Raw genomic sequence first — 23,472 nt, forward strand, 5'->3', positions numbered from 1 at the left:
GATCAACCTTTCTGCGCGCCGAAAAAGGCCGCAACCTTGCTGGTGTCGAAATATTCGCGCCCGTGGACAATCTGCCCGTCGCGCAGGACGAAGAGGTCATGATATTCGTTGGCGTAGATGCGATCGCCGAAATGCATTTCGGATCGCACCTCGGCGGCCACGGTGTCGCCTTCTGCCACCATGCCGATGATGGTAACGCGGCGCACGGAAGCGGTCAGCAGCATACCCTTGACCGCTTCGGTATAGGCCGCGCGGGTCATGTCACCGCCGCCTACGACCCACCATGTGCAATCAGAAGCCTGCAAAGCTTCGATAGTTGCAAGATCTCCGGCCTCGACCGCACCCAGAAACTGGTGAACGATCGCCTTGTTGGTATCTGCCTGTCCCATCGCCTGCCTCTCCCTTCTGGGCAGTGTCCTGCAGCAGGGCCGCTTTCGCGCCTTTCCTCTGGCAGGTTGCCTGCAGCAGACCTGTGCAATGTTCGACGGATACTAGTCGGTGGGAGCAGGATGGAATGACGTGACGACGGCCAGCGCGCCGCCTGGCATTTATCGCTGGTATGTGCTCGCGGTCCTGACGCTGGCGCAGACCTGCCATGGCATCGACCGGGCGATCATCGGGCTGGTCCTCAAGCCGCTGGGCGCAGAGTTTTCGATGTCAGGCGCGCAATTAGGGTTGCTCGCCGGGGTAGCCTATGGCGTGCCGTTCGCGATTGCTGCCATCCCGTTCGGCTATGCGGTCGACCGCATGAACCGCACCGCGCTGATGACCTTTGCGCTGGCGGCGTGGAGCGGCGCAACGGCGCTGTGCGGCGCTGCGACCGGCTTTTGGACCTTGGCCGCCGGGCGTGCGGCGGTCGGCGTGGCCGAGGCGGGTGGCTCACCAACCGGCATGTCGCTGCTCGCGGACTATTTCGGCACCGACCGGCGCGCGACCGCGATCGGCATCTGGTACCTCAGCGCGGGCGTAGGCTTTGCGCTCGCCTTTTTTGCCGGCGGCTGGATCGTTGCCGAACATGGCTGGCGCTGGGCCTTTATTGCAGCCGGAGTACCTGGCCTTCTATTGGCCCCGCTGCTCTACTTCACCGTTCGAGAGCCGGTACGCGGACGACAGGATGCTCCGCAGGAGCATGGCGATCACGCGCTGCGCGCGCGGCTGGGCATGCTTTTCGCCCGCCCGGGCATGACCTATGCCATTGCCGCGATCACCTGCATCGCCACCGGCATTTACGGGATGAGCACCTGGCTTGCGACGTTCCTGGTGGACAGCCATGGCTTTGGCTTACCGCAGGCGGGCCTGGTGGTTGCGATCGCCTATGGCATTCTGGGGTCGGTTGGCGGACTGACCGTAGGCTGGGGAAGTGACCGGATCAATGCGCGCCGCGGCGGCTTCGATCCCGCGCACACCGCCTTGCTGGCATCGGCGATCCCCGTGCTCACCGCCATCGCCGGTCTGCTCGCAGTCAGTGCGGGCAGCGCAACAGTCGCGGTGGCCTGTCTGATGGCGGCGGGAATGTTCAGCGCTTCTTACAACGGCCCAGTCTACGCTGTGATCGTGACGATTGCCGGGCCGCATCTGCGCGGCCTTGCGGTGTCTGCCGTGCAGATGAGCGCCAACCTGATCGGCGTCGGCCTCGGCGCCTGGCTGATCGGCATGGTCAGTGACCAGGTTGGCGGGAAGGACGGCGTCGCCTGGGGCATTGGCACTGCCATGCTGTTCTGTATCGCCGGAGGGGTCCTGCTGCTGCTCGCCAGCCGCGCCATCCGCCGCCACGACGCCACCCACCATCACGCTTGAACCAAGGACGAAATGATGAACGATCCCCAAGCAGCGCCGCAATATCACAACCCTGTCGTAGATCCGAACTGCGTGCCTCGCCCGTATCCTGCGCGCACCGACCATATCCCGACGACGATGAACCAGATCGATGCAGCCTGGCTCAGCCGAATGATGGGCTACAAATACGCCGGCGTGGTCGCGCGCAGCATGGAAACGGTCGAACTGCTCAACAGCCATACCACAAAATGGCGGATCAGGGTGGACTGGAACGATGCGGGAATCGCCGCTGGCCTGCCTGCCAATCTGTGCATGAAGGCCAACTGGTCGGGATCGTTCCACAATGTCGACATCCATGCCCTTGAGGCACGGTTCTATCACTTCATGGTGCATGAAATGAAGGTGCCGACCGCGCGCTGCTACTATGCGGACTGGGATGACGACGGCAAGGCGCACGGGTTCATCGTGCTGGAAGACCTGCATGACCGCGGCGGCAGGTTTGGCCACAGCACGCACGCCAATGGCGTCGAGATGATAATGGAGAATCTCGAGGGTCTCGCCAAGCTGCACGGCAGCCTTTGGGGCAGCGACAAGATCAGTCCGGCCAACGCCCCCTGGCTCCAGACCCAGATGGACACGCCGGTCGACAGCGATCAGGTGCGCATCATGTGGCAATGGATCGCGCTCAATCTGGAAGATCCCGCTTTTCGCGACATCGCGCCGCAGCATTATCTGGACGATCCTAAAAAGGTCGAACGCGCTTTCGACCGGCTGGGCGAAATCGAGCGCGCCAACCGCTCGCCGCACTGCATCGTGCTGGGCGACTGCCATCAGGGCAACACCTACATCCTGCCCGGCGGCGAGCGGCTGTGGCTCGACTGGCAGTTGGTCCGCCGCGGGCGTCCCTGGCGGGATCTCACCTATTTCATCATCGGCGCGCTCTCGATCGAGGAGCGCCGCAAGCACCACAAGGACATGGTCAAACAGTATCGCGAGTATCTGATCGCCACCGGCGCGCAAGGCGTGCCCGACTTCGAGGAGGCTTGGGAGCAGACCCGGTTGTTCGTGATGTACGGCCTGCAGGCGTGGGTCGCCAATCTTGACGCCTGGGGGCAGAACGGAGTGCCGATGAACGAGCGCTTCTTCACCGCTGCCGAGGATTACGGAACGTGGAAGCTGCTGGGAGAATGAGCATGGGACTGGTTGAAGGAAAAATCGCGATCGTCACGGGCGGCGGCGCCAATATCGGCGAGGCCTGTGCCAGGATGCTGGCAGCGCATGGGGCGCAGGTCGTCATTGCCGATGTCAACGCCGATGGCGCGAGACAGGTGGCGAACGACATTTGCTCGGGCGGGGGCAAGGCGGTGGCGCAGTCTGTGGATATTGCAGACGAAGACAGCATTGCGACACTGATTCAAACGGTGACCAGCCAATTCGGCCGGATCGACATTCTGCACAACAATGCCGCCAACACGGCAGCGGCGCAGATGATGCGCGACGGGGCGATCACGGCGATGGAAAGCGCGGTCTGGGATGCTGCCTTCGACGTCAATGTGCGCGGCACCATGCTGATGACAAAGCACGCGGTGCCGGCGATGATCGCTGCTGGCGGTGGGTCGATCATCAACACCGGCTCAGGGGTCTCGTTGCTCGGCGACGTACTCAACCCGGCCTACAGCGCTTCCAAGGCGGCCGTGAATGCGCTTACCCGCAATACGGCGGCGCAGTTCGGGCGGCTGGGCATCCGCTGCAATGCCGTGCTGCCCGGGCTGGTGCTCAGCCCTGTCGCCCGCGCGCAGATGAGCGAGGCCCAGCTTGGAATGATCCAGCGGCATGTACTGCTGCCGCGCGAGAGCGTCGCCGATGACATTGCAGGCGCGGTCCTGTGGTTGGCGTCAGACCTTGCCGGCTTTGTCACCGGCCAGATCATCTCTGTCGATGGCGGCATCTGCCACCATCAGCCGCATTATGCCGACATGATCGACATGATGGGCTCGGCGTAGATCAGGCAGGATCATGCCGCAGGTTCACACCAGCGGCATGATCTCCTCGGCTACCCATTGCTGGCGGTCGAGCCAAGCCTGGCTGTCCTGGATGCCGGGGGGCAACGGCACGATGGTCTCGGTAATGCCCAGCTGGGCCAGCCAGCCGATCTGATCGAGGATCTTCTGCTTGTCGGCCGTTCCAGGTGCCCGGGGATCGTCGAGAATCTCGTGATGCGCGCCCACGTTGAGCATTTCTAGCGCAAAGAATACGTCGATCGGGCGCCCGTCATATTCGGGCTGCGACTTGATGAAATCGATACACGCGGGAAAAGTCTCCGGCGGGGTGCGAAACGGCGACCAGCCATTGCCGAACTTGGCCACCCGCTTTTGTACCGCCGGAGCATCGCCGCCGAACCAGATCGGCACGGCCGGCTTCTGGACGGGCTTGGGCGCAAAGCCGCAGTTGCTGAAATTGACGAATTCGCCTTCGAATTCCGGCTCATCCATGGTCCACAGCGCGATCATCGCTGCGACATACTCATCCGCCATCTTGCCGCGCCTGTGGAAATCCACGCCAAGCATGTCGAACTCCTCTTTCAGCCAACCGACGCCGAACAAAGCCTCGGCGCGGCCGCCGGTCAGCCAGTCGAGTGTCGACCAGCCCTTTGCCTGCACGATGGGGTTCTGGAGCGGCAGGATCGTGACGGAGGAAGACAGCCGCAGGTTGCGCGTCTGCCCGCCGATATACCCCAGCGCCACGACGGTGTGGAAATACCAGTCGCCCGACAGCGCGATATGCTCTTTGGGGATGATGAAATGCTCGCCGAGCATGCATTTGTTGAACCCCAGCGCGTCTGCCGCCGCCATCAGCCGCCCGACGTCAGCTCCGGTCAACGCACCCTCCCAGGGCTGGACCATGGCGGCAACCTTCATGCTGTTTGGCACACCGATGTTCAGCTTCATTGCCAGCTTTCCCCTGTTCGAGATGACGACCGGCTTGTGCGGGCTGCGCCGCCGGATCGAACCTTCCCAAGGGCAGGACGATCAGACGGCAAATCCGCGCGCACGGATGTATCGGGCATCATCGGGGGTATCAAGATCGGCCATCAGGCCTTCTCGCTCGATCACGTTGATGTCGGGATATTGGGCGCAATGCCGGGCACGGCTGCGGGCGCCGAAGCGCATGTCGAACGGCCGGCCATCGGCAATGGCAAGCGCATTGCTGCCCTGCCCTGCCCGGTCGGTGGCCAGCGCAACGCCTCCGGCAGCCAACGCAAGCAAGGCATCGATATCCTCTACGTCCAGCAACGGCAGATCGGCATGCAGAATCAGAACCGGCGTATCACCCTGTGCGGCCCGCCAGGCGCCCAGCTCGGGATTGAGGCCGCGCCCCTGATCGCGCATCCATCCGTGCGCCCAGCCTTCGGGCCGTGTCAGTGAAAGAATAGTGATCTGTTCGGACTCGAAACGGTCCTGCAGCACGGCCAGCACATGCCCCGCCATCCGTCGCGCCAGCCCAGTGCGTGCCGTTTCGTCAAGCACGCCACCCAGACGCGATTTGCAGTCGAGACCCTGCTTGATCGGCACACATATGCGCCATGCTGTCATCCGGAGCATCCTTCGGCCAGCGCCAGCGCGGCGCGGGCCACGCGGATGCGGTCATCGGCGGTATGCATCAGCGTATCGGTGCGCGCATGCGCGACACCGGCGGGGGCATCGTCATCGCCGTGGATGAGCAGCGCGTCGAGCCAACTGCCATAATGCCCAGCGATCGTGTGGTTGGTGATAGCAAGCCCGAGTTCGGCCATCAGCTTGGCGGTCGGCCCCTTGACCGCCGTACCACCGACCAGCGGCGAAACCGCCACGACCGGCGCCGGGGTTGCTACCAGCGCCGCGCGGATCGCCGGGATGGCCAGCAGGGGATCGACGCTGAGCCAAGGGTTGGACGGTGCAACCAGCACCGCATCGCTGGTCATGATCGCCTCGACCACCCCCGGTGCGGCAGCAGCAGCTTGCGCGCCATCGAACTGGACCGAGAGCAGCCTGGGTTCGCATCGCCGCTCGACAAAATATCGCTGAAACGACAGCAGACCTTCATCGGTATCGACGAAGGTGGCAACGGCATCGTCGGTCATTGGCAGGATGGTCAGCGCCAGATTCCATGCTGCTGCGAAGCTGGCGATGATGGACGTCAGCGTTTCCCCTGATGCCAGCGCGTGTCCGCGCAGCACATGCAGCGCCAGATCACCATCGCCAAGGTTGAACCAGTTCTCGCCGCCCAGCGAAGTCAGCGCTGCCATGAAGTTCCACGTCTCGCCCTCGCGGCCCCAGCCCAGAGTCTGGTTTGACCGCCCCGAAAGCGTGTAGAGCAGCGTATCGATATCGGGCGATACCGGCAGGCCGTAATGTCGGAAATCGTCGCCAGTGTTGACGATCGCCGTCAAGCTGTGCGGCGGGAGTATGCGATACAGGCCATTGACCAGCTTCGCGCCCCCCACTCCCCCCGTCAGCACAGTGTAGCGCGCGCTCATTGGAACAGGTCCTCGGCTTGCGGACGCAGGATCGTATTGCTCCCGCGCGCATCGTGTGGAACCTTCAGTCCGCGCACGATGCAGGCCGGGATGCCTTCTGCGCCCTCGCCCATCGCCAGACCCGCAGACGCCGCCACTGCGTCGGCAAAGGCGATATGGGTCACCTCCATGGTCCGCCCATCGCGATCGGGTGTGCCGCGCATGTCGAGCATCGCAGCCATTCCGGCGACCCCGATCGCGACGTTGACGGTGCCCAGTCGCCAGGGTCGCCCGAAGCTGTCTGAAATGATGACGCCGGGAGCAAATCCGAAAACATCCTGGCAGGCATCCGATATCCGCTGAGCGCTAGCATCCGGATCGACTGGCAGAAGCAGGACCTTGCTGCTGTTGCAGCTGCCGATGTTGGAGGCATCGATCCCGGCATTGGCCATAACATGCCCCAGCCGGTGCCGAGTGATCAGCACATTGGGTGCCTTGCGGACGATGGCCGACGATTCGCTCAGCACCACCTCGACCAGCGCGGCAGGCTTGTTGACCTCAAGCCCCAGCGTGATCGCCTCTGATGAAGGGCTGATGCCAGCCAGATCGACGAAACGGTCTTCCGCCTTGGAGACGATTTTCTGCGTCACGACCAGCACGTCATCCGGCAGCAGATGCACTGGACCTGCATGCAGCAGCGCCGCCAGCCGCCGGGACAGATCATCGCCCGCCGCGATTTCAGGCAGGCCTTCCAGCGGTAGGATCTGGATCATCGCTGGCTCATGCGAACGGCTGAAGCTCGCCGGTGATGCGGATGCCGGCGCCATCGACGCGATAGTTCTTGTTGATGAAGATCAGCAGCGAGGTCATCGCCTCGGCCGCCGCCGCATTGACCAATGCTCCGGCGTGGATACCGCGCAGGCCGATGGCATCTGCCAACGCAACCACTTCGGCCCGGGCGGCCTTGTCGTCACCGAACACCAGAATGTCGCAAGCTACGTCAATGTCCTGCGCCAGCTTATGCGCGGCGACATTGTGAAATCCCGACACCAGGCGCACGCCGTCGCCCAGCACCGCCGCTGCGCAGGCAGCTGCCGATCCTTCGGCGGGCAACTGAACGCGCATGACCTTTGGCGGCATCAGGGGCACGGTGGTATCGACCACGATCTTGCCGGCAACATTCGGCGCGATTTCGGCAAGCGTCTGCGCCTGCGCGGCAAAGGGCACCGTCACCATTACGATCCCGGCAGCGGCAGCGGCATCGGCATTGCTCATCCCGCGCAGGCCATGGCCAAGCTCTGCGGCCTTGTCAGCCGCAGATTGCGCGGTGCGCGAGCCTATCACGACGTCCTTGCCGGCGCGGGCCAGTCGCCATGCGAGTGCGCTGCCGAGATTTCCTGTTCCGCCGATAATGGCGATGGTCGTGTTCATGCTGCTGTCCTGTCGTTAGTCTGCATAGGCCATCTGCCCAATGGGCTGGCCATAAATCGTTTCGCGTTGGCGAAGGGGGCGTCCGAGCCGGGCTGCCAGTGCCTGCATCTGCGGGACATCGAAGATCTGGCCGTTTTGTCCTCCGGCGGCGCGCGTGATCGATTCGTCCATCAGCGTCCCGCCCAGATCATTGGCACCCGATTGCAGCATCGCGGCCGCGCCATCGGGACCCAGCTTCACCCAGCTCGTCTGGATATTGGGAATCGCCCCATCGAGCGCGATCCGTGCCACCGCATGCATCAGCACCGCCTCGCGCCAGGTCGGGCCGGATCGGGTTTCGCCGCGCCGCCAGTTGGGCGCTTCCATGTGCACGAACGGCAGCGGGACAAACTCGGTAAACCCGCTGGTTTCGCGCTGCAAGGTCCTCACCTGCAACAGGTGCTCGGCCCAGTGCTCATAGGTTTCGACATGCCCGAACATGATCGTCGCGGTGGACTTGAGGCCCACCGCGTGCGCTGCGCGCATTACGCCAAGCCACTGGGCGGTATCCACCTTGTCGGCACAAATGATCGCGCGGACGTCGTCAGAGAGTATTTCCGCTGCGGTTCCTGGCAACGTCGCCAGCCCTGCTGCCTTGAGATCCGCGAGATACGCCTTGTAGCTCATCCCGAGAGTCGTGGCACCATGGTGGACCTCGAGTGGTGAAAACGCATGAACATGCATTTGCGGCACGGCCGCCTTCACCGCCTCGACGATGCCACGATAGGTGTTACCGTCATAGCTGGGATGGATTCCGCCCTGCAGGCACACCTCGGTGGCACCGCGATCCCACGCCTCGCGGGTGCGCCGTGCGATCTCTGCATGGTCTATGTTGTAGGCTGGTCCGCGCTCGCGCCGGGTGCTGCCCTTCGAAAAGGCGCAGAAGCCGCAGCGATAAAGGCAGATATTGGTGTAGTTGATGTTGCGGTTGACGACATGGGTGATTGTATCACCGACCCGGTCCCTGCGCAGTTCATCGGCAAAGCTACGCACATGGTCGAAATCGCGGCCTTCGGCGGTGAACAGCCGGGCGATCTGCACCTTGTCCAGCTCCTCGCCCTGTTCCACCCGGCCCAGCGCCACGACGATCTTGGGGTCGCGCCCGGTGACCAAAGATGGCATCGCATCGGGGACTTCGTCGCCGGTTCCCGCGTGCCATTGCGTCTCGCGCACCAGCCCGCGCGTATCCACCGCACGGCGGATCGCGGTCTGCAGCGCTGGGTCCACCCACCGCGTCAGATCGCGCACATGGCCAGGTCCGATCGCCAGCCGCTGGCGCAGGTGGCGGCCTGCCGCTTCGGTCTGCGTCTCTAGCTGCTCGAGATGTGGCCATGGGGCTTCGGGATTGACATGGTCCGGCGTGACGGGAGAGACCCCGCCCCAGTCGTTGACGCCCGCACCGATCAGATCGGACAGTTCGCCCGCACGCAGATTGGGCGGCGCCTGGATTGTCATCTGCGGCCCCAGCAACAGCCGCGCGGCAGCAATCGTCCAACGGTGATCATCCAGCGATGGCTCGGCAGCCCCGACCATCCGCGTCCCTGGCTTGGCGCGGAAGTTCTGGATGATGACCTCCTGAATATGACCATAGCGCGCATGCAGGTCGCGGATCGCAAGCAGTGCCTCGATGCGCTCTTGCCGGGTTTCACCGATGCCGATCAGCAGGCCGGTGGTAAACGGGACGCTCGCCTCTCCGGCAAGCCGGATCGACTGCAACCGCGCCGCCGGACGTTTGTCGGGCGAACCGAAATGCGCCATGCCCTTGCCGCACAGTCTGTCGGATGCGCTTTCCAGCATCAGCCCCATCGACGCCGAAAGTGGTCGCAGGACCGCATAGTCCTGCGCCGCCATCAGCCCTGGGTTGAGATGCGGCAGCAGGCCGGTCTCCTTCAGCACCAGTGCCGCTGCATCGGCAAGATACTCAAGCGTGGTGGCGTAACCGCGATCCGCCAGCCAGCGTCGCGCCACAGCGAAGCGGGCTTCGGGCCGGTCGCCAAGCGTGAACAGCGCCTCGCGGCACCCGGCAGCCTCACCCGCGCGAGCTATGTCCAGCACCTGTGAAAGGTCCAGAAAAGGGGCTGCCAGCTGCGAAGGGCGCTGCGCAAACGTGCAGTAGTGACAGACATCCCGGCACAATTTGGTGAGCGGAATGAAGACCTTGCGCGAATAGGTACACACGGTGCCCTGCCCCGCCAGCGTCATCGCCTCGGCCCGGTTGAACAGCTCGCCCGGCGGCATCGCCTGCAGCCAGGCCATCCATTCGCGGGCTTCGTCGGGGTTCCATGGGGAGGTCATCTGCGTTCAAACTGCCTTTCCGGCGGCCAGCGGGTCGTGATTGGTAACCGTAAACTGCTCGCGAGTGCGCACGAGGGTCAAATCGCCGTGCGGTCGGCGCCCTTGAGATGCAATATTGCGCGCGCTTCGTCGGGGGTGGCCACTGAAAGACCCATATTCTCGATGATCTCGCGCGCCATCCTGACCTGCTGCGCGTTGGTCTCGGCCAGCTTGGCACGCCCGGCCCAGAGCGAATCTTCAAGCCCGACGCGGACATTGCCGCCCATCGATGCCGCCATTGCCACGATGCTCATCTGCCGTGCACCGGCCCCCAGCACCGACCACTCGTACTGGTCGCCAAACAGCCGGTCGGCGGTCCGCTTCATGTGCATCACATCGTCGGGGTGCGATCCGATTCCGCCCAAGATGCCGAAGCAGGTCTGGATGAACAACGGTGCCTTGACCAGCCCACGGTCCAGAAAATGGGCCAGATTGTAGAGATGACTGGTATCGTAGCATTCGAATTCGAACCGGGTGCCATTCGGCGAAAGCAGGTTCAGAAGATCCTCGATATCCTTGAAGGTGTTCTTGAAAACCAGATCGCGCGAACCTTCAAGCGTGGCGGGCTCCCAATCGTGCTTCCAGTCCTTGTACCGATCCAGCATGGGAAACAGCCCAAAGCCCATCGTTCCCATGTTGAGCGAAGCGACCTCCGGCTGGAAGCGGGTAGCGGGGCGTAGCCGCTCCTGCAGCGTCATCGCAGGGTGGCCCCCGGTCGTCAGATTGATGACCGCATCACACCGCTGCTTGATGACCTTGAGAAAGGGTTCGAACAGATCGGGGTCCTGGTCGGGACGGCCATCAACCGGATTGCGCGCGTGAAGATGAATGATTGCAGCCCCGGCCTCGGCTGCACCGATCGATGCTTCGGCGATTTCCTCTGCAGTTATCGGCAAGAATGGCGACATTGAGGGGGTATGGATCGCCCCTGTCACGGCACAACTGATGATCACCTTGCCTTTTGCCACATGCTTCTCCCGCTATCGCTTTGGCTTTGAGGCATTTCTAGCGGGCAAACCCGCTGCACCAATCTTCCCTTCGATAGGTTGGCGCAGCAGTTCGCCGATTGGTGTCAGGGCAGAATTCCCAGTTGGCGTGCCCGGATTGCCGCCTGCGGACGACGCCTTACGCCCAATTTGTCGTAGATTTGCTGCATATACCATTTGACCGTGCCTTCGGTCAGGCCGAGCCTGTCGCCGATTTCGCGGTTGCGCAGACCGCCGCTGACCATCGTCAGGATTTCCACCTCGCGCAGCGACAGGCCGCTGCCCATGCCGAAGTCATCGTCCTCAGCGTCGTCCTCGCTGATATGCGGCGTGCCGCGCAAAGCCGACACCAGCCGCCCCGCAAACCGATCGACTGGAGTGTCGAGCACCGGCCCATTGGCGTAGGATTCGATCAGCAGCGATGCAATGGCCTCGCCTTCGTCAACAAACGGACGAAGCCACCCGCCAGGCTCTGCAAGTTCCACTGCTGACCGAACCGAACGCCGCGCTTCCGAGCGATTGCCCGAAAGAACCGCTATCTCCGCGAGAAGCAGTTCGAATGTCACGGCGGACCGAACCGCCCCGCGCTTGCGGACGAATTCGAGCCAGCGTTTGGCAATCTTGCGCGATCGGACCAGCCGAAACCGTTGCATTTCGAGCCGCAGCCAGGCGATGGCCATCCATTCGTTGAGCCGCGTCGGATTGAGGGTCGGCACGGGTTCGCCCTCTCCGCTCAGATCGCTGGAGTGAAACAATTGCTCGGCCTGTTCCAGCTGCCCGGCCTTGACCAGCATCCGCACCTGTTCGGATAGAACCAGCGCGCGCAAGCGGTCGAGCCCGCATTCGATAGCAACCAGCTGCGCCTCTTCGAGCCCCGAAAGCGCGCTGGCGAGATCACCGTGTGCAGCGGCCAGGCGCGCGCGGACCAGAAACCCCGACGCCAGTTGATCAACGAAGCCCCATTGCCGGATCGATGGCAGATGATCCTCGACCAGACGCGCTGCCGATTCCAGCTCGCCACATTCGTAATGCAATTCAGCAAGCGGCAATGCCGGGAGCGCAGCGAGCCCAGAGATATGGCCGTCCATCCCGGTAGCCAGACTGTGGGCCTCGGTCAGGAACTGGCGCGCCATCTGCGTCTTGCCCTGTGCCACCAATGTCGGTGCGACAGATGATTTCAGTGCGATGGAGGCAAAATCCGATCCTGGTCGTCCCAGCGCCTTGCGCAGTTCCGCTTCAAGCCGCAGCATATCGTGGAAATGATAGAGCTCCCGGCGCGCGGACAGCAGCTGTGCCAGCAACGTGCAGCTCAGATAGGGGTGATCATCCCCCAGATCATCGAGCAATGCCTCGGACTCCCGCTCGACATAGTGCATGTTGTCGCGGGCGGCCTCGAGCATAATTTTGCGGTGCCTGACCCGGCAGCCCATCTGCCTGGCAGCATAATCGTCCATCTCGCCGCGCTCGACCTTGGTCGCAATCGCCGCTTCGGCGGCCTCAATCAGGCGCTCCGACGATTTGAACGCCAGCCGCCGGCTGCGACGCCACGACATGGCAAGCAGCAGGGAGGGGCAATTCTGCACCACTTCCCAAGGCAAATCGCTGGCCAGTTCATCGACCCTGTACAGCAAGCCGCCATAGGTCATCGGCTCGGCCAGCTGGTCCAGCTGCGCGCCCAGAAACGCTGGGTCCTTGCTCTGCATCGCATGGTCGACCGCCCGCTCGTAATTGTCGATGGAGACGTAATAGCGGCTGGCCCGGCGATGCAGTTCGGCCGCGCGTTCCGGGGCACGCATCATCAACCGGCCCTGCACCATCTCCCTGAACATGGTATAGTAGCGATAGCGGCTTTGCTCTCGGTCGAGATCGGCCAGAAATAGCCCGCGCTCGAACACCTCTTCGAGCATGGTCCGTGCATTGTCCTTGTTAACCACCGCGGCACACGCTGAAGGGCTGAGTTCTTCCAGGATTGACGTATCAACGATAAAGTCGCGCAATCCCTGGGGCAGGCCTTCGATCACCTCCTCGTGGAAGTAGCTCGCAAACTCGTTGCGAAGCCCGGTTGTACTGCGCTGTGCACTGTAATCCTCTTCCTGGTCTCGCCGCCATGCGTTGACGGCGAGCACCAGGCCAGCCGCCCACCCTTGGCTGTCCGCGATCATCCGTTGCATTTCACCTGCCGGAATGGCCGTCTCGCACTCCTGCTGGATCAGCCGCATAGCCTCATCATGGTCCAGGCTGAGGTGGCGAACGGTGACTTCGGCAAGGTGACCGAGCGAGCGCATTCTGGCGAGATTGATCCCGCTTTCACCGCGCGAGGCAATTACTGTCGTAAGGGAATCTCGCGCGCTCGAAATCAATTGGCCAATAAAGTCGCGCACATCACCGGTGAGCAACTGCGCGTCGTCGATAAAAAGTACCGGCCGGGGGCCCGACTGAACCGACAGCATCGCCAGCCAGCTCCGCGGGGTCAGTCCGGCGTTGAATTTTTCCGCGTCCAGCCCGGCACCAATACAGGCCATCTGCAGCGCCTCGAGAAAAGTGTCGAGCGAATCCACACCGGCTCGCGCCGCAATCCAGAGAACCGGTCGCCCGTCTTCTTTCAGAATGTCCGCCCAGCGCAGCATGGCTGTGGTCTTTCCGAACCCTGCCGGGCTGCTGACCGTCACGACCCGCGCATTCGCGACACTTTGAGACAGCGTTTCGATCGTCCCGCGCTCGACATAGCGGTGGGCCGCGCGCGGCGGCATGATCGTGGTCAATACCACACCCATTACAGACATCCTCTTTGCCTAGGGGACCGGGAAGTTTGCAAACTGCTCTCGTGTCCAACACCTTGTTTATCGGCCACTAAAAGCACGAGTGCAAGCATCAATTCCTACCCGTAGATAGGTGGCTAGCGCCAATCCCCTATCCAATCCATCGTGGCAACGCAGGCGCAATATCGACCTGAGCGGATGTGAGGGTGCCCGAGAATGGATTTTGAACTGCCCGAAGAGCACCGCGCATTTCGCGACATGGTTCGCCGTTGGGTCGATACAGAATGCCCGAAGGCCTGGGCGCGTCAGCTTGAAGCCGACGAACACAATTATCCCCATGCCTTGTGGGACAAGTTCAGCGATGCCGGCTTTCACGGGGTCGGAATTTCCGAGGACTTTGGGGGCCAGGGCGGCGATGTGCTGATGCAGATGCTGCTGGCGCGCGAACTTGCGCGTTCGCTCGGTGGTCTCGCATGGATATGGGGCATCACCTCGTTTGCCGGATCAAAGTCGATCGGGCTTTACGGTACGCCCGAGCAACAGGCGAAGTATCTTCCCGAAATTGCGGCTGGCAGGCTGAAAGCTGCGATCTCGTTCACCGAACCAGGCGGCGGCACTGATCTGCTCGGCGGCATGACGACCAAGGCAGAAAAAGCCGATGGCGGCTGGGTGATCAACGGTGAAAAGATCTGGAGCAGTTCTGCGCATGTCGCAGACTACCTGCTGTGTATCGCGCGGACCGACAGCAACGTCGAGAAAAAGCATCAGGGCCTGACCCTCTTCTGGGTGCCGGCCAAAAGCGAGGGGATCAAGATCACCCCGCTGGCAAAACTCGGCATGCGTTCGATGGGCAGCTGCACGGTTGTTTTCGACAACGTGTTCGTCGCCGATGCCGATGTTCTGGCGGAACCGAACCGGGCCTGGCACACGCTGTTGCCGACGCTCAACAACGAGCGCATCATGGTCGGCGCATTTTGCCTGGGGGTGATCGACGGCATTCTGGAAGATGCGCTTGCCTATGTCATGCAGCGCAAGGCCTTCGGCAAATACATCGGCCAGTTCCAGATTCTGCAGCACTACATCGCTGACATCGCCACGATGCAGCAGACCACCGAGTTGCTGCTCCACCATTGCGCCGCGAAACAGGTGCGCGGCGAGAACGTCGGCAACGAGGCGAACATGCTCAAGCTGTTTGCCTCTGAAAACGCCAACAAAGCCGCCGACATGGGTATCCAGATCCTGGGCGGCATGGGCTATTCGGCCGAGACCGACATGCAGCGGTACTGGCGCGACAGCCGGTTGTGGCGGATCGGCCCGGTCACCAACGAAATGGTCAGAAACGGAATCGCCGAGGCACTCGGCCTTCCGCGATCGTTCTGAATCTCCAGGAAAGAAAAACAGATGAAAGCCCTTTTGCAGGAAACCACCGAAGGCACACAGGCTGTGCGGGTCGCCGATGTCGAAACACCGCTGCCCGGAACCGGCGAGGTCCGAGTCGCTATCAAGGCGGCTTCGATCAACCATCGCGAGATGTGGATCGCGCGCGGTTTGTACCCGGGTATGAGCCTGCCATGCACGATGGGCTGTGATGGTGCCGGTGTGGTCGACATGCTTGGAGAAGGGGTGTCGAACGTAGCCATCGGCGACGAAGTCGTCATCTATCCGGGCATGGATTGGGGCACAAACCGTCATGCGCCGAGCCCAGCCTTCGGACTGCTCGGCATGCCCCATGCCGGCACCATCGCCGAATATGTCTGCGTGCCTGCCGCGCACGTAGCCCCCAAACCTGCGTTCATGACCTGGGAGCAGGCCGCAGCGACCGTGCTGACCGGCCTGACCGCGTGGCGCGCGCTGATGTTCAAGGGCCAGTTGACTGCCGGAGAAACCTTGCTGATCAGCGGCATCGGCGGCGGGGTTGCCACCTTCGGGCTCGCATTTGCCGTAGCGCTGGGGGCCAAGGCCTATGTCACCGGCGAGAGCGAAGCGGTGCTGGCAAGGGCGATGGAAATGGGGGCGGCGGGCGGCCTGCTCTACACCGATCCGGAATGGCGCAAGCAGATCGGCAAACTCACCGGCGGCATCGACGTGGTGCTCGATGGTGCGCCGGCACCCAGCTATGCCAATTATGTCCGCGCCATCAATCCCGGCGCGCGGATCGTGATCTACGGATCGACAGCGGGCGACAAGTTCGAGGTTACCGCAACCGGCATCTTCTTAAAAAGCGCCAGCATCGTGGGCAGCCAGGTCGGCGATCTGCAGGATTTTGGCGAGATGCTGGCCTTTGTCGGCGAACACCGGATCACCCCGGTTATCGAACAAACTTTCCCGCTGGCGCAAGCGCGCGAGGCGTTGCTCTACCTTGAAGAGCAGCACAGCTTCGGCAAGGTCGTGGTGACGGTATGAGCGGATTGTTCGAACTCACCGGCCACTGGGCGCTGGTCACCGGCGGCGCGCAGGGACTGGGGCGGATGATTGCCGAGGGCCTGTTGCGGGCCGGTGCCAGTGTGATCATTACATCGCGAAAGCCCGATATCTGCGCCGCAGCCGCAGCCGAGATGGCGGCGCTTGGGCATTGCATTGCCCTGCCGGCCGATCTGACCTCGCCCGAGGCTGCGGTTGATCTTGCGGCAAAGGTCCGTTCGCTGACGGGTGGAAAACTCCATATTCTGGTCAACAATGCCGGCAAGACCTGGGGTGCGCCGATCGATTCCTTCCCCGACAAGGCGTGGCCCGGAGTGCTGGCGGTCAACGTCCAGGCGCCGTTTACGCTGGTCCGCGAGCTTCTGCCCGAGTTGACCGCATCGGCCAGCGCCGACGATCCAGCCCGCGTCATCAACATAGGCTCGGTGGCCGGGAAGGCAGCGCAGGGGCTGAGCGCCTACAGCTATGCGGCAAGCAAGGCGGCCATCCACATGCTCACGCGCGACCTTGCAGGCGACCTCGCCGATCGGCACATCACGGCCAATGCGGTGCTGCCAGGCTATTTCCCTACCAGCATGACCGCGCACATGCGGGACGACGATGCTGTCGACCCCGGACTGCTCGCCAAGATACCGATGCGGCGCATGGGCCGCGCCGACGAGATCGCAGGCATCATCGTGTTCCTGTCCTCGCGCGCGGGCGGTTATGTCACCGGAGTCGAAATCCCTGTCGACGGGGGTATCATCGGTTGCGGCTGAAGCCCGAAAAACCAAAGCCACCTATCGTCTGAAAGGATGAACGCTTCTGGCAAATCGCCAGACGTGAACAGACAACAGCCTGCCAACTGATATCCGACGGAAAGACACAGCTTGACTGCGACCAGCGAAAACCCTGCCTTGATGCGCATCTCCGTCAGTCCGCTGGCGGACATGCTGCTCAACGCGTGGGACAAGGCTCCGGAGAAGGAGGCATTGGTCTTTCCGACCGGTCGCAAGACCTATGATGCCGTCGTGCAATCGGTCCTGCATCGCGCGCGCGGGCTCATCGGCCTGGGCATCGCACCGGGCGACCATGTCGGCATCCTGCTGCCTTCAGGGGCAGAATTCATCGAAACACTTTTCGCGGTGGCCATGGTCGGCGGCGTGTCTGTTCTGATGAACGCCCGTTACCGTGCGCCTGAAGTTGCCTATGTCGCTGAAAATGCCGATCTCGTTGCGATCCTCACCAACAGCCAATCCGACGCTCATGTCGATTTCGTCGCGCGCCTGACCGAGGCCTTCCCAGCGCTGGACGAGATCCGGGATCCACTGACACTGTCGATGGCAGCCGCCCCGCGGCTCCGGCATCTGGTGTTGTTCGGCGACAGGCAGGCCAGTGGTTTCATCGATCAGACCCAGTTCGATGCGGTTGCAGCCACGATAGACGAACGCGCCGTCCACAGCGCCAGGCTCAGCGTCCGACTGCGTGATACCTGCATGGTTCTTTACACCTCGGGAACTTCGGCAAACCCAAAGGGCTGCCTGCTGAGCCACGAGGCGATTTGCCGCGAGGCAAGCAACCTGGCCCGCAATCGCTGGGCTTTCCGCGAGGATGAGCGGGTCTGGTCGCCAATGCCGCTGTTCCATATCGCCGCGATGCTGGGCATGCTGGGCGCGATCGACGTCGGAGGGACCTTTATCGGCCAGCCGCATTTCGATGCAGGCGAAAGCCTGCGCCAGATCCAGGCCGAGAAGGCCAGCATGCTGTTCCTGCCGTTCGTGACCTTCCATCAGGCGATGATTGCGCACCCGGACTGGGATGCTGCCGACATGACCTCGGTCCGGCTGATGAACAGCTGTTTCAGCCAGATGCCCGGGTGGGTCGGCGATGCCTATCGCCAGAAGGCACCCAATGCGCTGCAGGTCGGCACATTCGGCATGACCGAGGCCAGCGGCATCGTCTCGACCGGCGGCTACGACATGGAACCCGAACTGGGCTTCCAGGCGCTGGGCTACCCCATGGCTGGGGTCAGAGTGAAGATCGTCGATCTGGCCACCGGTGAAGAGCTTCCGACAGGCGAACGCGGCGAGGTCTGGATCAAGGGCTACAGCTTGCTGGACGGCTATTACCGCGATCCGGTCAAGACCGCCGAGGCACTCGGACCCGACGGCTGGTATCGCAGCGGCGACATCGGCTCGATCGATGCGCATGGCCATCTGCGCTTTCACGGTCGGTTCAAGGACATGCTCAAGGTCGGTGGCGAGAATGTCGCCGCAGCCGAGGTGGAGACTGTGCTCGCCGCGCACGAGGGTGTCCAGCTGGCGCAGGTGGTCGGGCTGCCCGACGCCAGGCTTGCAGAAATTCCGGCAGCCTTCATAGAACTCTCAGGGAAATGCGATGTCAGCGCCGACGATCTGATCGCCTTTGCACGCACGCGCATCGCTTCATTCAAGGTGCCCCGGCACATCCGATTTGTTGACGAATGGCCGATGTCGGCCTCCAAGATACAGAAGTTCAAGCTCCGCCAGCAATTGATGGCGGAACTTGATCTTTCTGACTGAAGGAATGCCCATGCGCGTCATCATCACCGGAGCAGCCAGTGGCATCGGTCGCGCCGTGGCCGAGCGGCTCGCCGCCGGAACCGTGATCCCCGGCGGGCACAAGATGCTGCTGACGGACCGTGATGCTGTGGGTCTCGCCGCAGTGACCGATGCCATCGGCCCGGATGCTGCAGGCTGCGTCGCAGATCTGGCGGATACCGGTTGCGGCGACGCCATTGTTGCTGCGGCGATGGCCCATATGGACGGGATCGACGCGGTAGTCAGCAATGCAGGCATCATCGCTGGCGGCGCACTGACCACGCTCAGCGCCGAAGATTTCGACCGCGTCTATGCGATCAACACCCGCGCAACCTGGGCCCTGGCCAAGGCTGCACATCCGCATCTGGCCGCAAGCCGGGGCGCGCTGGTTGCTACTGCATCGATGTCTGCAAGCCAGCCGACACCGGGCCTGGGCTTCTACTCCTCCAGCAAGGCGGCTTTGGTGATGCTTGTTCGCCAACTGGCGCTTGAGTGGGGCAAGGATGGCGTCCGCTGCAACACGGTATCGCCCGGCCCCACCTACACACCAATGACCCAGACAGGGTATGACGACCCGCAGCGCCGGGCCCAGCGTGAATCGATGATCCCACTCGGCAAGCTGGGCACCGCAGACGACGTCGCCAACGCGATCCTCTTTCTCGCCAGCCCGCTAGCGGGACACATCACCGGCATCGACGTCGTGGTCGATGGCGGAATGAGCAACAACCTGATGCCCGCAACCGGCGGGGGCACCGGCCAGACGGCCAGCCGCTGATTTAACTTCGGAGAAGAACATGCGCCTAGCTAGAGTCACCAAGGACGGAAAAATCGGCCTCGCCGCCAAGACGGGCGATACTGTCACCATCGCTTATGGAGATGATCTGGCCGATCTTGACGCGCATATTTCAGCAGGCACCCTTGCCGAGGCAGGCAAGCAGGCTGCTGCCGGAGAGCCAGTCGACGAGGCAAGCCTCGCCTTTCTGCCACCGGTTATGCGGCCAGCTAAGATCGTCTGCCTCGGCCTCAACTACCTCGACCACGCAGAGGAATCAGGGCTTGGCATTCCGGAGCATCCGGTGCTGTTTGCCCGCTTCGCCTCCAGCCTGACCGGACACAAAGCGCCGATCATTTTACCGAAGGTTTCTGAACAGCTCGACTGGGAGGCCGAGCTTGCGGTCGTGCTGTCCACCGGCGGCAAGGACATTGCCGAGGCTGATGCGCTTGACCATGTCGCGGGCTATTCGGTGTTTAACGATGCGTCGATCCGCGACTATCAGCTGCGTACGCCGCAATGGACCGCCGGCAAGAATTTCGACGATACCGGTGCGTTCGGGCCCTATCTGGTGACGCCCGATGAGTTGCCGGCCGGGGCGGCAGGCCTGAAGATCGAATGCCGCCTGAACGGGGAGGTGATGCAGTCTTCGCACACCGGCAACCTGATCTTTTCGGTCGCGAGGACCATCCACCTTTTGTCCAGCTTCATGACGCTGCAGGCGGGCGATGTGTTGGTCATGGGCACCCCCGGCGGCGTCGGCGTGGCGCGCAGCCCGCAGGTCTGGATGAAGCCGGGCGATGTCTGCGAGGTCGAGATCGAAGGTGTCGGCCTGCTCGTCAATCCGATCGTCGCACAATAGCCGCACCGGCAGACCACCAAGGAGAGAACCATGCCGCAAAAGCGTGCCAACGCGCTGGCAATCCACTCGATCGACCATTTCGGGCTTCAGGTGCCTGACTTTGAGGAGGCGCATGCCTTCTATGATGCGTTCGGGCTGGACGTGCGCAGTTCGGACGATGGCTTGGGGCTGCATACATATGGCAATCCCCAATGCTGGGGCAGGATCACAAAGGGTCCGGTCAAGCAATTGCGCTATCTGAGCTTCGGCATTTATCCCGAGGACGAAGCCGCGATCGCGGCGCATCTGGAAAGTCACGGCGCAACCCGAATCGATCCCGTGATCGGAGCGCCCAAAGATGGACTGTGGATCGAGGGGTTCGATGGCCTGCCGATCAACATCCGGGTCGCGGACAAATGTTCGCCTGCGGACAAGACCAGGTTCGAGACGATTTCGTCTGCGGCTGGAACATCGGGCGCGGTATTCAATTCGTCAGCGCCGAAGACTTTGCCTCGCCATCTGTCGCACTTTGCCATCTACACCACCGACGTGATCGCAGCGACGCATTGGTATGAAACGATGCTGGGATTGCGCCTGTCCGACGGCAGCGGGCCGGTGGTCGCGTTTCTGCACGGCGCGCATGGCAGCGACCATCACCTGCTGGCGCTTGTCGGGTCGACCCATCGCGGCATGCATCACAGCAGCTGGGATGTGGCCTCTTTCCAGGAGGTCGGCCTCGGTTCCGCCCAGATGTTCCGCGCCGGGTTCAAGCAGGGATGGGGTGTCGGACGGCACGTGCTGGGCGGAAATTATTTCTATTATGCGCGCGACCCCTGGGGCAGCTATGCCGAGTTTTCGGCAGATATCGACTATATCCCCGCCGATTGCGAGTGGCCCGCCGCGCAGCACGATCCAAGTGACAGCTTCTACCTGTGGGGGCCGGATGTGCCGCCCGAACTCGTCGCCAATCTTGAACCGGGAGCACCTGCGTAATGGCAACCTTTCTCTTGATGCACGGCGGCGGAATGGGTGGCTGGACCTGGAAGCACATGCGTGCGGTGCTTGAGGCCGAGGGACACACCGTATTCACCCCGACTTTCACCGGCTTTGGCGAGCGTGTCCATCTGATCGACCGCGATGTCGGCAACGCAACGCATGTCACCGACATCGTCAATGTACTGCATTATGAAGACTTGCATGACGTGATCCTCGTGGCGCACAGCTATGCCGGTACGGTGGCACCGGGAGTGCTGGCACAGGCTGGCGAGCGCATCCGCCGCGTGATCTTCCTCGATGCGATCATCGCCCATGCGGGCGAGCGGATCCTGTCGCTGCTCGGCTTTGCCAGCGAGGCGGACATGGCCGGGCTGGATGCCCTGCTCGACAGCGGACAGGGTCCGGTGGGGTCGGGCGTCCACGAACAGCAGCGCGCAATGGCCAAGGAACATCCGCACATGATGGACCGGAATCGCGAGCAATGGCTGCTCGACCGCCTGTCAGATCAACCGATGCGGGCAACCTGCTGCGCGATTGCGGTGGGCGCAGAGAGCATCACGCACCCGGCTGATTATATCGCCGCACAGCACACGATAATGACCGCGATGCACGAACGCGCCCGAACGCTCGGCTGGCCGGTGCATGATCATCCGGGCGACCATGCCTTCAACGTTGGCGATCCTGAGGGGGTCGCCAAGATCATGCTGGAGATTATCGCTTGATGGACGCTGCGGGTCTTTTTTCGGTTGCCGGCCGAGTCGCACTGGTCACAGGCGGTAGCGCCGGCATCGGCCGGATGATCGCCACCGGTCTCGCAGCTGCGGGCGCTAGGGTCTATATCTGCGCGCGCGACAGCGACAAGGTTGCGCACGCTGTTGCCGACATTGGCGGGGACTGCATCGGCCTGACCGCCGATGTTGCAACCCTGGAGGGCATCGCCGAGCTGGTGGCGCAGATTGCGGCACGCGAGCCTGCGCTGCACATTCTGGTCAATAACGCAGGCACACTGACCGACGCACCCCTCGATGCCTTCAGCGAAGACCAATGGGATGATGTCATCGACCTCAATCTCAAGACACCCTTCTTCCTGATGCAGCAGCTTCTGCCGCAGCTGCGCGCCGGGGCCAGTGCCGATCGCCCGTCCAACGTCATCAACATCGGCTCGGTCGGGGCGCTCAAGATCGGCCCGCGCGAGGTTTACAGCTATCAGGCATCGAAAGGGGCGATTCACTGGCTCACCCGTTCGCTCGCCAAGAAGCTCGGCCCCCAGCATATCACCGTCAATGCCATCGCCCCCGGGTTCTTTGAAAGCGACATGACCGTGATCACCGACGATGCGATGCGCGCGATGGTCGTATCGATGGTGCCGCGCGGCCGCACGGGAACCCCAGAGGACATGGCGGGCGCCGCCATATATCTCGCCAGCCGGGCGGGAGCCTATGTGACGGGCAGCGTATTGCCGGTCGAAGGCGGGCTGGCGATATGACGGCGCCGCATTTCGTTGCGCTGGGCGGAACAACGCGCGCAGGCAGCTCGACCGAACGAGCACTGGTGGCCGCGCTCGGCCTTGCCGAGGCCCGCGGTGCCCGCACCACCCTGCTGGGCGCCGAGGCACTGGGCCTGCCGCATTATGCGCCCGAAAACGCCAATCGCACCGAGGCAGCCGTCCATCTGGTCTCCACGCTGCGAAGCGCAGATGCCATCATCATCGGCTCGCCGGGCTATCACGGCGCGCTGTCCGGGCTGGTGAAGAACGCGCTTGATTATGTCGAGGACACCAGCGGCGATCCGCGATGCTATTTTTCCGGCGTGCCTGTCGGCTGCATCGCGACCGCAGCGGGCTGGCAGGCGGCGGTTGCGACGCTCGGACAATTGCGGGCGATCGTGCACGCGCTGCGCGGCTGGCCAACCCCGCTTGGCGTGGCGATCAACAGCATACCGGCCAGCCCGGGCGAGGATGTGATCGGCGCGCCTGCAACCCGGCAGCAGCTCGGGCTGCTGGTTGACCAGCAGTTCGAATTCCTTCGGCGATAGGCGCACGAGTTTGCGCGCTTCCTTCCGGTC

The 23,472-nt window shown here is 62.9% G+C and carries 22 protein-coding genes; 13 read left to right on the top strand and 9 right to left on the bottom strand.

Going from position 1 to position 23,472, the window contains the following annotated elements:
• Window positions 1-2: 2 nt before the first annotated feature.
• Window positions 3-389 carry a nuclear transport factor 2 family protein gene (locus IP68_RS13400; RefSeq protein ID WP_054135506.1) on the bottom strand — a complete coding sequence of 129 codons (387 nt, stop codon included), beginning with the start codon at window positions 387-389 and terminating at the stop codon, window positions 3-5.
• A gap of 130 nt (window positions 390-519) precedes the next feature.
• Here IP68_RS13400 and IP68_RS13405 point away from each other — a divergent pair, with 130 nt between their 5' ends.
• The 3 genes from IP68_RS13405 to IP68_RS13415 are packed head-to-tail and all read left to right on the top strand — an operon-like array spanning window position 520 to window position 3,779.
• The gene (locus tag IP68_RS13405) at window positions 520-1,797 is read left to right on the top strand and encodes an MFS transporter (protein ID WP_054135507.1); all 1,278 of its coding nucleotides are present in this window, start codon (window positions 520-522) and stop codon (window positions 1,795-1,797) included.
• 15 nt (window positions 1,798-1,812) lie between these two features.
• Complete coding sequence (locus IP68_RS13410) at window positions 1,813-2,967, top strand: oxidoreductase family protein (RefSeq protein WP_054135796.1); 1,155 nt, start codon at window positions 1,813-1,815, stop codon at window positions 2,965-2,967.
• A 2-nt stretch (window positions 2,968-2,969) separates the two neighbouring features.
• Entirely contained in the window at window positions 2,970-3,779 is an 810-nt protein-coding gene (locus tag IP68_RS13415; protein ID WP_231683994.1) for an SDR family NAD(P)-dependent oxidoreductase, read from the top strand.
• A gap of 24 nt (window positions 3,780-3,803) precedes the next feature.
• On the opposite strand, the gene IP68_RS13420 is transcribed toward IP68_RS13415, so the two are convergent.
• From IP68_RS13420 to IP68_RS13455, 8 genes are all read right to left on the bottom strand, one after another.
• The gene (locus IP68_RS13420) at window positions 3,804-4,724 is read right to left on the bottom strand and encodes a TIGR03619 family F420-dependent LLM class oxidoreductase (protein ID WP_054135509.1); all 921 of its coding nucleotides are present in this window, start codon (window positions 4,722-4,724) and stop codon (window positions 3,804-3,806) included.
• 81 nt (window positions 4,725-4,805) lie between these two features.
• A complete protein-coding gene (locus IP68_RS13425) occupies window positions 4,806-5,369 on the bottom strand; it encodes a hypothetical protein (protein ID WP_069051910.1) in 564 nt (187 codons plus the stop codon).
• A complete protein-coding gene (gene cofD / locus IP68_RS13430; RefSeq protein ID WP_054135511.1) occupies window positions 5,366-6,292 on the bottom strand; it encodes a 2-phospho-L-lactate transferase in 927 nt (308 codons plus the stop codon). The genes IP68_RS13425 and cofD overlap by 4 nt, the downstream gene beginning before the upstream one ends.
• Entirely contained in the window at window positions 6,289-7,044 is a 756-nt protein-coding gene (cofE, locus tag IP68_RS13435; RefSeq protein ID WP_054135512.1) for a coenzyme F420-0:L-glutamate ligase, read from the bottom strand. The genes cofD and cofE overlap by 4 nt, the downstream gene beginning before the upstream one ends.
• A gap of 7 nt (window positions 7,045-7,051) precedes the next feature.
• Complete coding sequence (gene npdG, locus IP68_RS13440) at window positions 7,052-7,702, bottom strand: NADPH-dependent F420 reductase (protein WP_054135513.1); 651 nt, start codon at window positions 7,700-7,702, stop codon at window positions 7,052-7,054.
• A 15-nt stretch (window positions 7,703-7,717) separates the two neighbouring features.
• Window positions 7,718-10,036, bottom strand: coding sequence for a 5-amino-6-(D-ribitylamino)uracil--L-tyrosine 4-hydroxyphenyl transferase CofH (gene cofH / locus IP68_RS13445; RefSeq protein ID WP_054135514.1), 2,319 nt, complete (start codon window positions 10,034-10,036; stop codon window positions 7,718-7,720).
• A gap of 77 nt (window positions 10,037-10,113) precedes the next feature.
• A complete protein-coding gene (locus IP68_RS13450; RefSeq protein ID WP_054135515.1) occupies window positions 10,114-11,043 on the bottom strand; it encodes a 3-keto-5-aminohexanoate cleavage protein in 930 nt (309 codons plus the stop codon).
• Between the two features lie 104 nt (window positions 11,044-11,147).
• Entirely contained in the window at window positions 11,148-13,829 is a 2,682-nt protein-coding gene (locus IP68_RS13455; RefSeq protein ID WP_231684046.1) for a LuxR C-terminal-related transcriptional regulator, read from the bottom strand.
• 207 nt (window positions 13,830-14,036) lie between these two features.
• Here IP68_RS13455 and IP68_RS13460 point away from each other — a divergent pair, with 207 nt between their 5' ends.
• The 10 genes from IP68_RS13460 to IP68_RS13505 all read left to right on the top strand — a co-directional run bounded on the left by IP68_RS13460 (window position 14,037) and on the right by IP68_RS13505 (window position 23,442).
• Window positions 14,037-15,200: an acyl-CoA dehydrogenase family protein gene (locus IP68_RS13460; protein ID WP_054135516.1), complete on the top strand. Its 1,164-nt coding sequence runs from the start codon at window positions 14,037-14,039 to the stop codon at window positions 15,198-15,200.
• Window positions 15,201-15,221: 21 nt separating this feature from the next.
• Window positions 15,222-16,223: a zinc-binding dehydrogenase gene (locus IP68_RS13465; RefSeq protein WP_054135517.1), complete on the top strand. Its 1,002-nt coding sequence runs from the start codon at window positions 15,222-15,224 to the stop codon at window positions 16,221-16,223.
• Window positions 16,220-16,999 (top strand): SDR family oxidoreductase, encoded by a 780-nt coding sequence (locus tag IP68_RS13470; protein ID WP_054135518.1) that lies wholly within the window; start codon window positions 16,220-16,222, stop codon window positions 16,997-16,999. The genes IP68_RS13465 and IP68_RS13470 overlap by 4 nt, the downstream gene beginning before the upstream one ends.
• A gap of 111 nt (window positions 17,000-17,110) precedes the next feature.
• Window positions 17,111-18,781: a class I adenylate-forming enzyme family protein gene (locus IP68_RS13475; RefSeq protein WP_231683999.1), complete on the top strand. Its 1,671-nt coding sequence runs from the start codon at window positions 17,111-17,113 to the stop codon at window positions 18,779-18,781.
• Window positions 18,782-18,791: 10 nt separating this feature from the next.
• Window positions 18,792-19,574, top strand: coding sequence for an SDR family NAD(P)-dependent oxidoreductase (locus IP68_RS13480; RefSeq protein ID WP_054135799.1), 783 nt, complete (start codon window positions 18,792-18,794; stop codon window positions 19,572-19,574).
• 19 nt (window positions 19,575-19,593) lie between these two features.
• Window positions 19,594-20,433, top strand: a complete 840-nt coding sequence (locus IP68_RS13485) for a fumarylacetoacetate hydrolase family protein (protein WP_054135519.1) — start codon at window positions 19,594-19,596, stop codon at window positions 20,431-20,433.
• Between the two features lie 30 nt (window positions 20,434-20,463).
• Window positions 20,464-21,405 (top strand): VOC family protein, encoded by a 942-nt coding sequence (locus IP68_RS13490; protein ID WP_054135520.1) that lies wholly within the window; start codon window positions 20,464-20,466, stop codon window positions 21,403-21,405.
• Window positions 21,405-22,130, top strand: a complete 726-nt coding sequence (locus IP68_RS13495) for an alpha/beta fold hydrolase (protein WP_082382363.1) — start codon at window positions 21,405-21,407, stop codon at window positions 22,128-22,130. Before IP68_RS13490 ends, IP68_RS13495 begins: the two co-directional genes overlap by 1 nt.
• Window positions 22,130-22,894, top strand: coding sequence for an SDR family oxidoreductase (locus tag IP68_RS13500; RefSeq protein ID WP_054135521.1), 765 nt, complete (start codon window positions 22,130-22,132; stop codon window positions 22,892-22,894). Before IP68_RS13495 ends, IP68_RS13500 begins: the two co-directional genes overlap by 1 nt.
• Window positions 22,891-23,442: an NADPH-dependent FMN reductase gene (locus IP68_RS13505; RefSeq protein WP_054135522.1), complete on the top strand. Its 552-nt coding sequence runs from the start codon at window positions 22,891-22,893 to the stop codon at window positions 23,440-23,442. Before IP68_RS13500 ends, IP68_RS13505 begins: the two co-directional genes overlap by 4 nt.
• The last annotated feature ends 30 nt before the right edge of the window (window positions 23,443-23,472 follow it).

The sequence above is a fragment of the Blastomonas sp. AAP25 genome (assembly GCF_001295965.1).
In the GTDB taxonomy this organism is placed as follows: Bacteria; Pseudomonadota; Alphaproteobacteria; order Sphingomonadales; family Sphingomonadaceae; genus Blastomonas; species Blastomonas fulva.

Coding starts and splice junctions, on each gene's coding strand:
- cofE (WP_054135512.1), bottom strand. CDS start 7,044: ATGATCCAGATCCTACCGCTGGAAGGCCTGCCTGAAATCGCGGCGGGC.
- IP68_RS13470 (WP_054135518.1), top strand. CDS start 16,220: ATGAGCGGATTGTTCGAACTCACCGGCCACTGGGCGCTGGTCACCGGC.
- IP68_RS13495 (WP_082382363.1), top strand. CDS start 21,405: ATGGCAACCTTTCTCTTGATGCACGGCGGCGGAATGGGTGGCTGGACC.
- IP68_RS13400 (WP_054135506.1), bottom strand. CDS start 389: ATGGGACAGGCAGATACCAACAAGGCGATCGTTCACCAGTTTCTGGGT.
- IP68_RS13425 (WP_069051910.1), bottom strand. CDS start 5,369: ATGACAGCATGGCGCATATGTGTGCCGATCAAGCAGGGTCTCGACTGC.
- npdG (WP_054135513.1), bottom strand. CDS start 7,702: ATGAACACGACCATCGCCATTATCGGCGGAACAGGAAATCTCGGCAGC.
- IP68_RS13420 (WP_054135509.1), bottom strand. CDS start 4,724: ATGAAGCTGAACATCGGTGTGCCAAACAGCATGAAGGTTGCCGCCATG.
- IP68_RS13410 (WP_054135796.1), top strand. CDS start 1,813: ATGAACGATCCCCAAGCAGCGCCGCAATATCACAACCCTGTCGTAGAT.
- IP68_RS13500 (WP_054135521.1), top strand. CDS start 22,130: ATGGACGCTGCGGGTCTTTTTTCGGTTGCCGGCCGAGTCGCACTGGTC.
- IP68_RS13415 (WP_231683994.1), top strand. CDS start 2,970: ATGGGACTGGTTGAAGGAAAAATCGCGATCGTCACGGGCGGCGGCGCC.
- cofH (WP_054135514.1), bottom strand. CDS start 10,036: ATGACCTCCCCATGGAACCCCGACGAAGCCCGCGAATGGATGGCCTGG.
- IP68_RS13480 (WP_054135799.1), top strand. CDS start 18,792: ATGCGCGTCATCATCACCGGAGCAGCCAGTGGCATCGGTCGCGCCGTG.
- IP68_RS13465 (WP_054135517.1), top strand. CDS start 15,222: ATGAAAGCCCTTTTGCAGGAAACCACCGAAGGCACACAGGCTGTGCGG.
- IP68_RS13505 (WP_054135522.1), top strand. CDS start 22,891: ATGACGGCGCCGCATTTCGTTGCGCTGGGCGGAACAACGCGCGCAGGC.
- cofD (WP_054135511.1), bottom strand. CDS start 6,292: ATGAGCGCGCGCTACACTGTGCTGACGGGGGGAGTGGGGGGCGCGAAG.
- IP68_RS13490 (WP_054135520.1), top strand. CDS start 20,464: ATGCCGCAAAAGCGTGCCAACGCGCTGGCAATCCACTCGATCGACCAT.
- IP68_RS13485 (WP_054135519.1), top strand. CDS start 19,594: ATGCGCCTAGCTAGAGTCACCAAGGACGGAAAAATCGGCCTCGCCGCC.
- IP68_RS13460 (WP_054135516.1), top strand. CDS start 14,037: ATGGATTTTGAACTGCCCGAAGAGCACCGCGCATTTCGCGACATGGTT.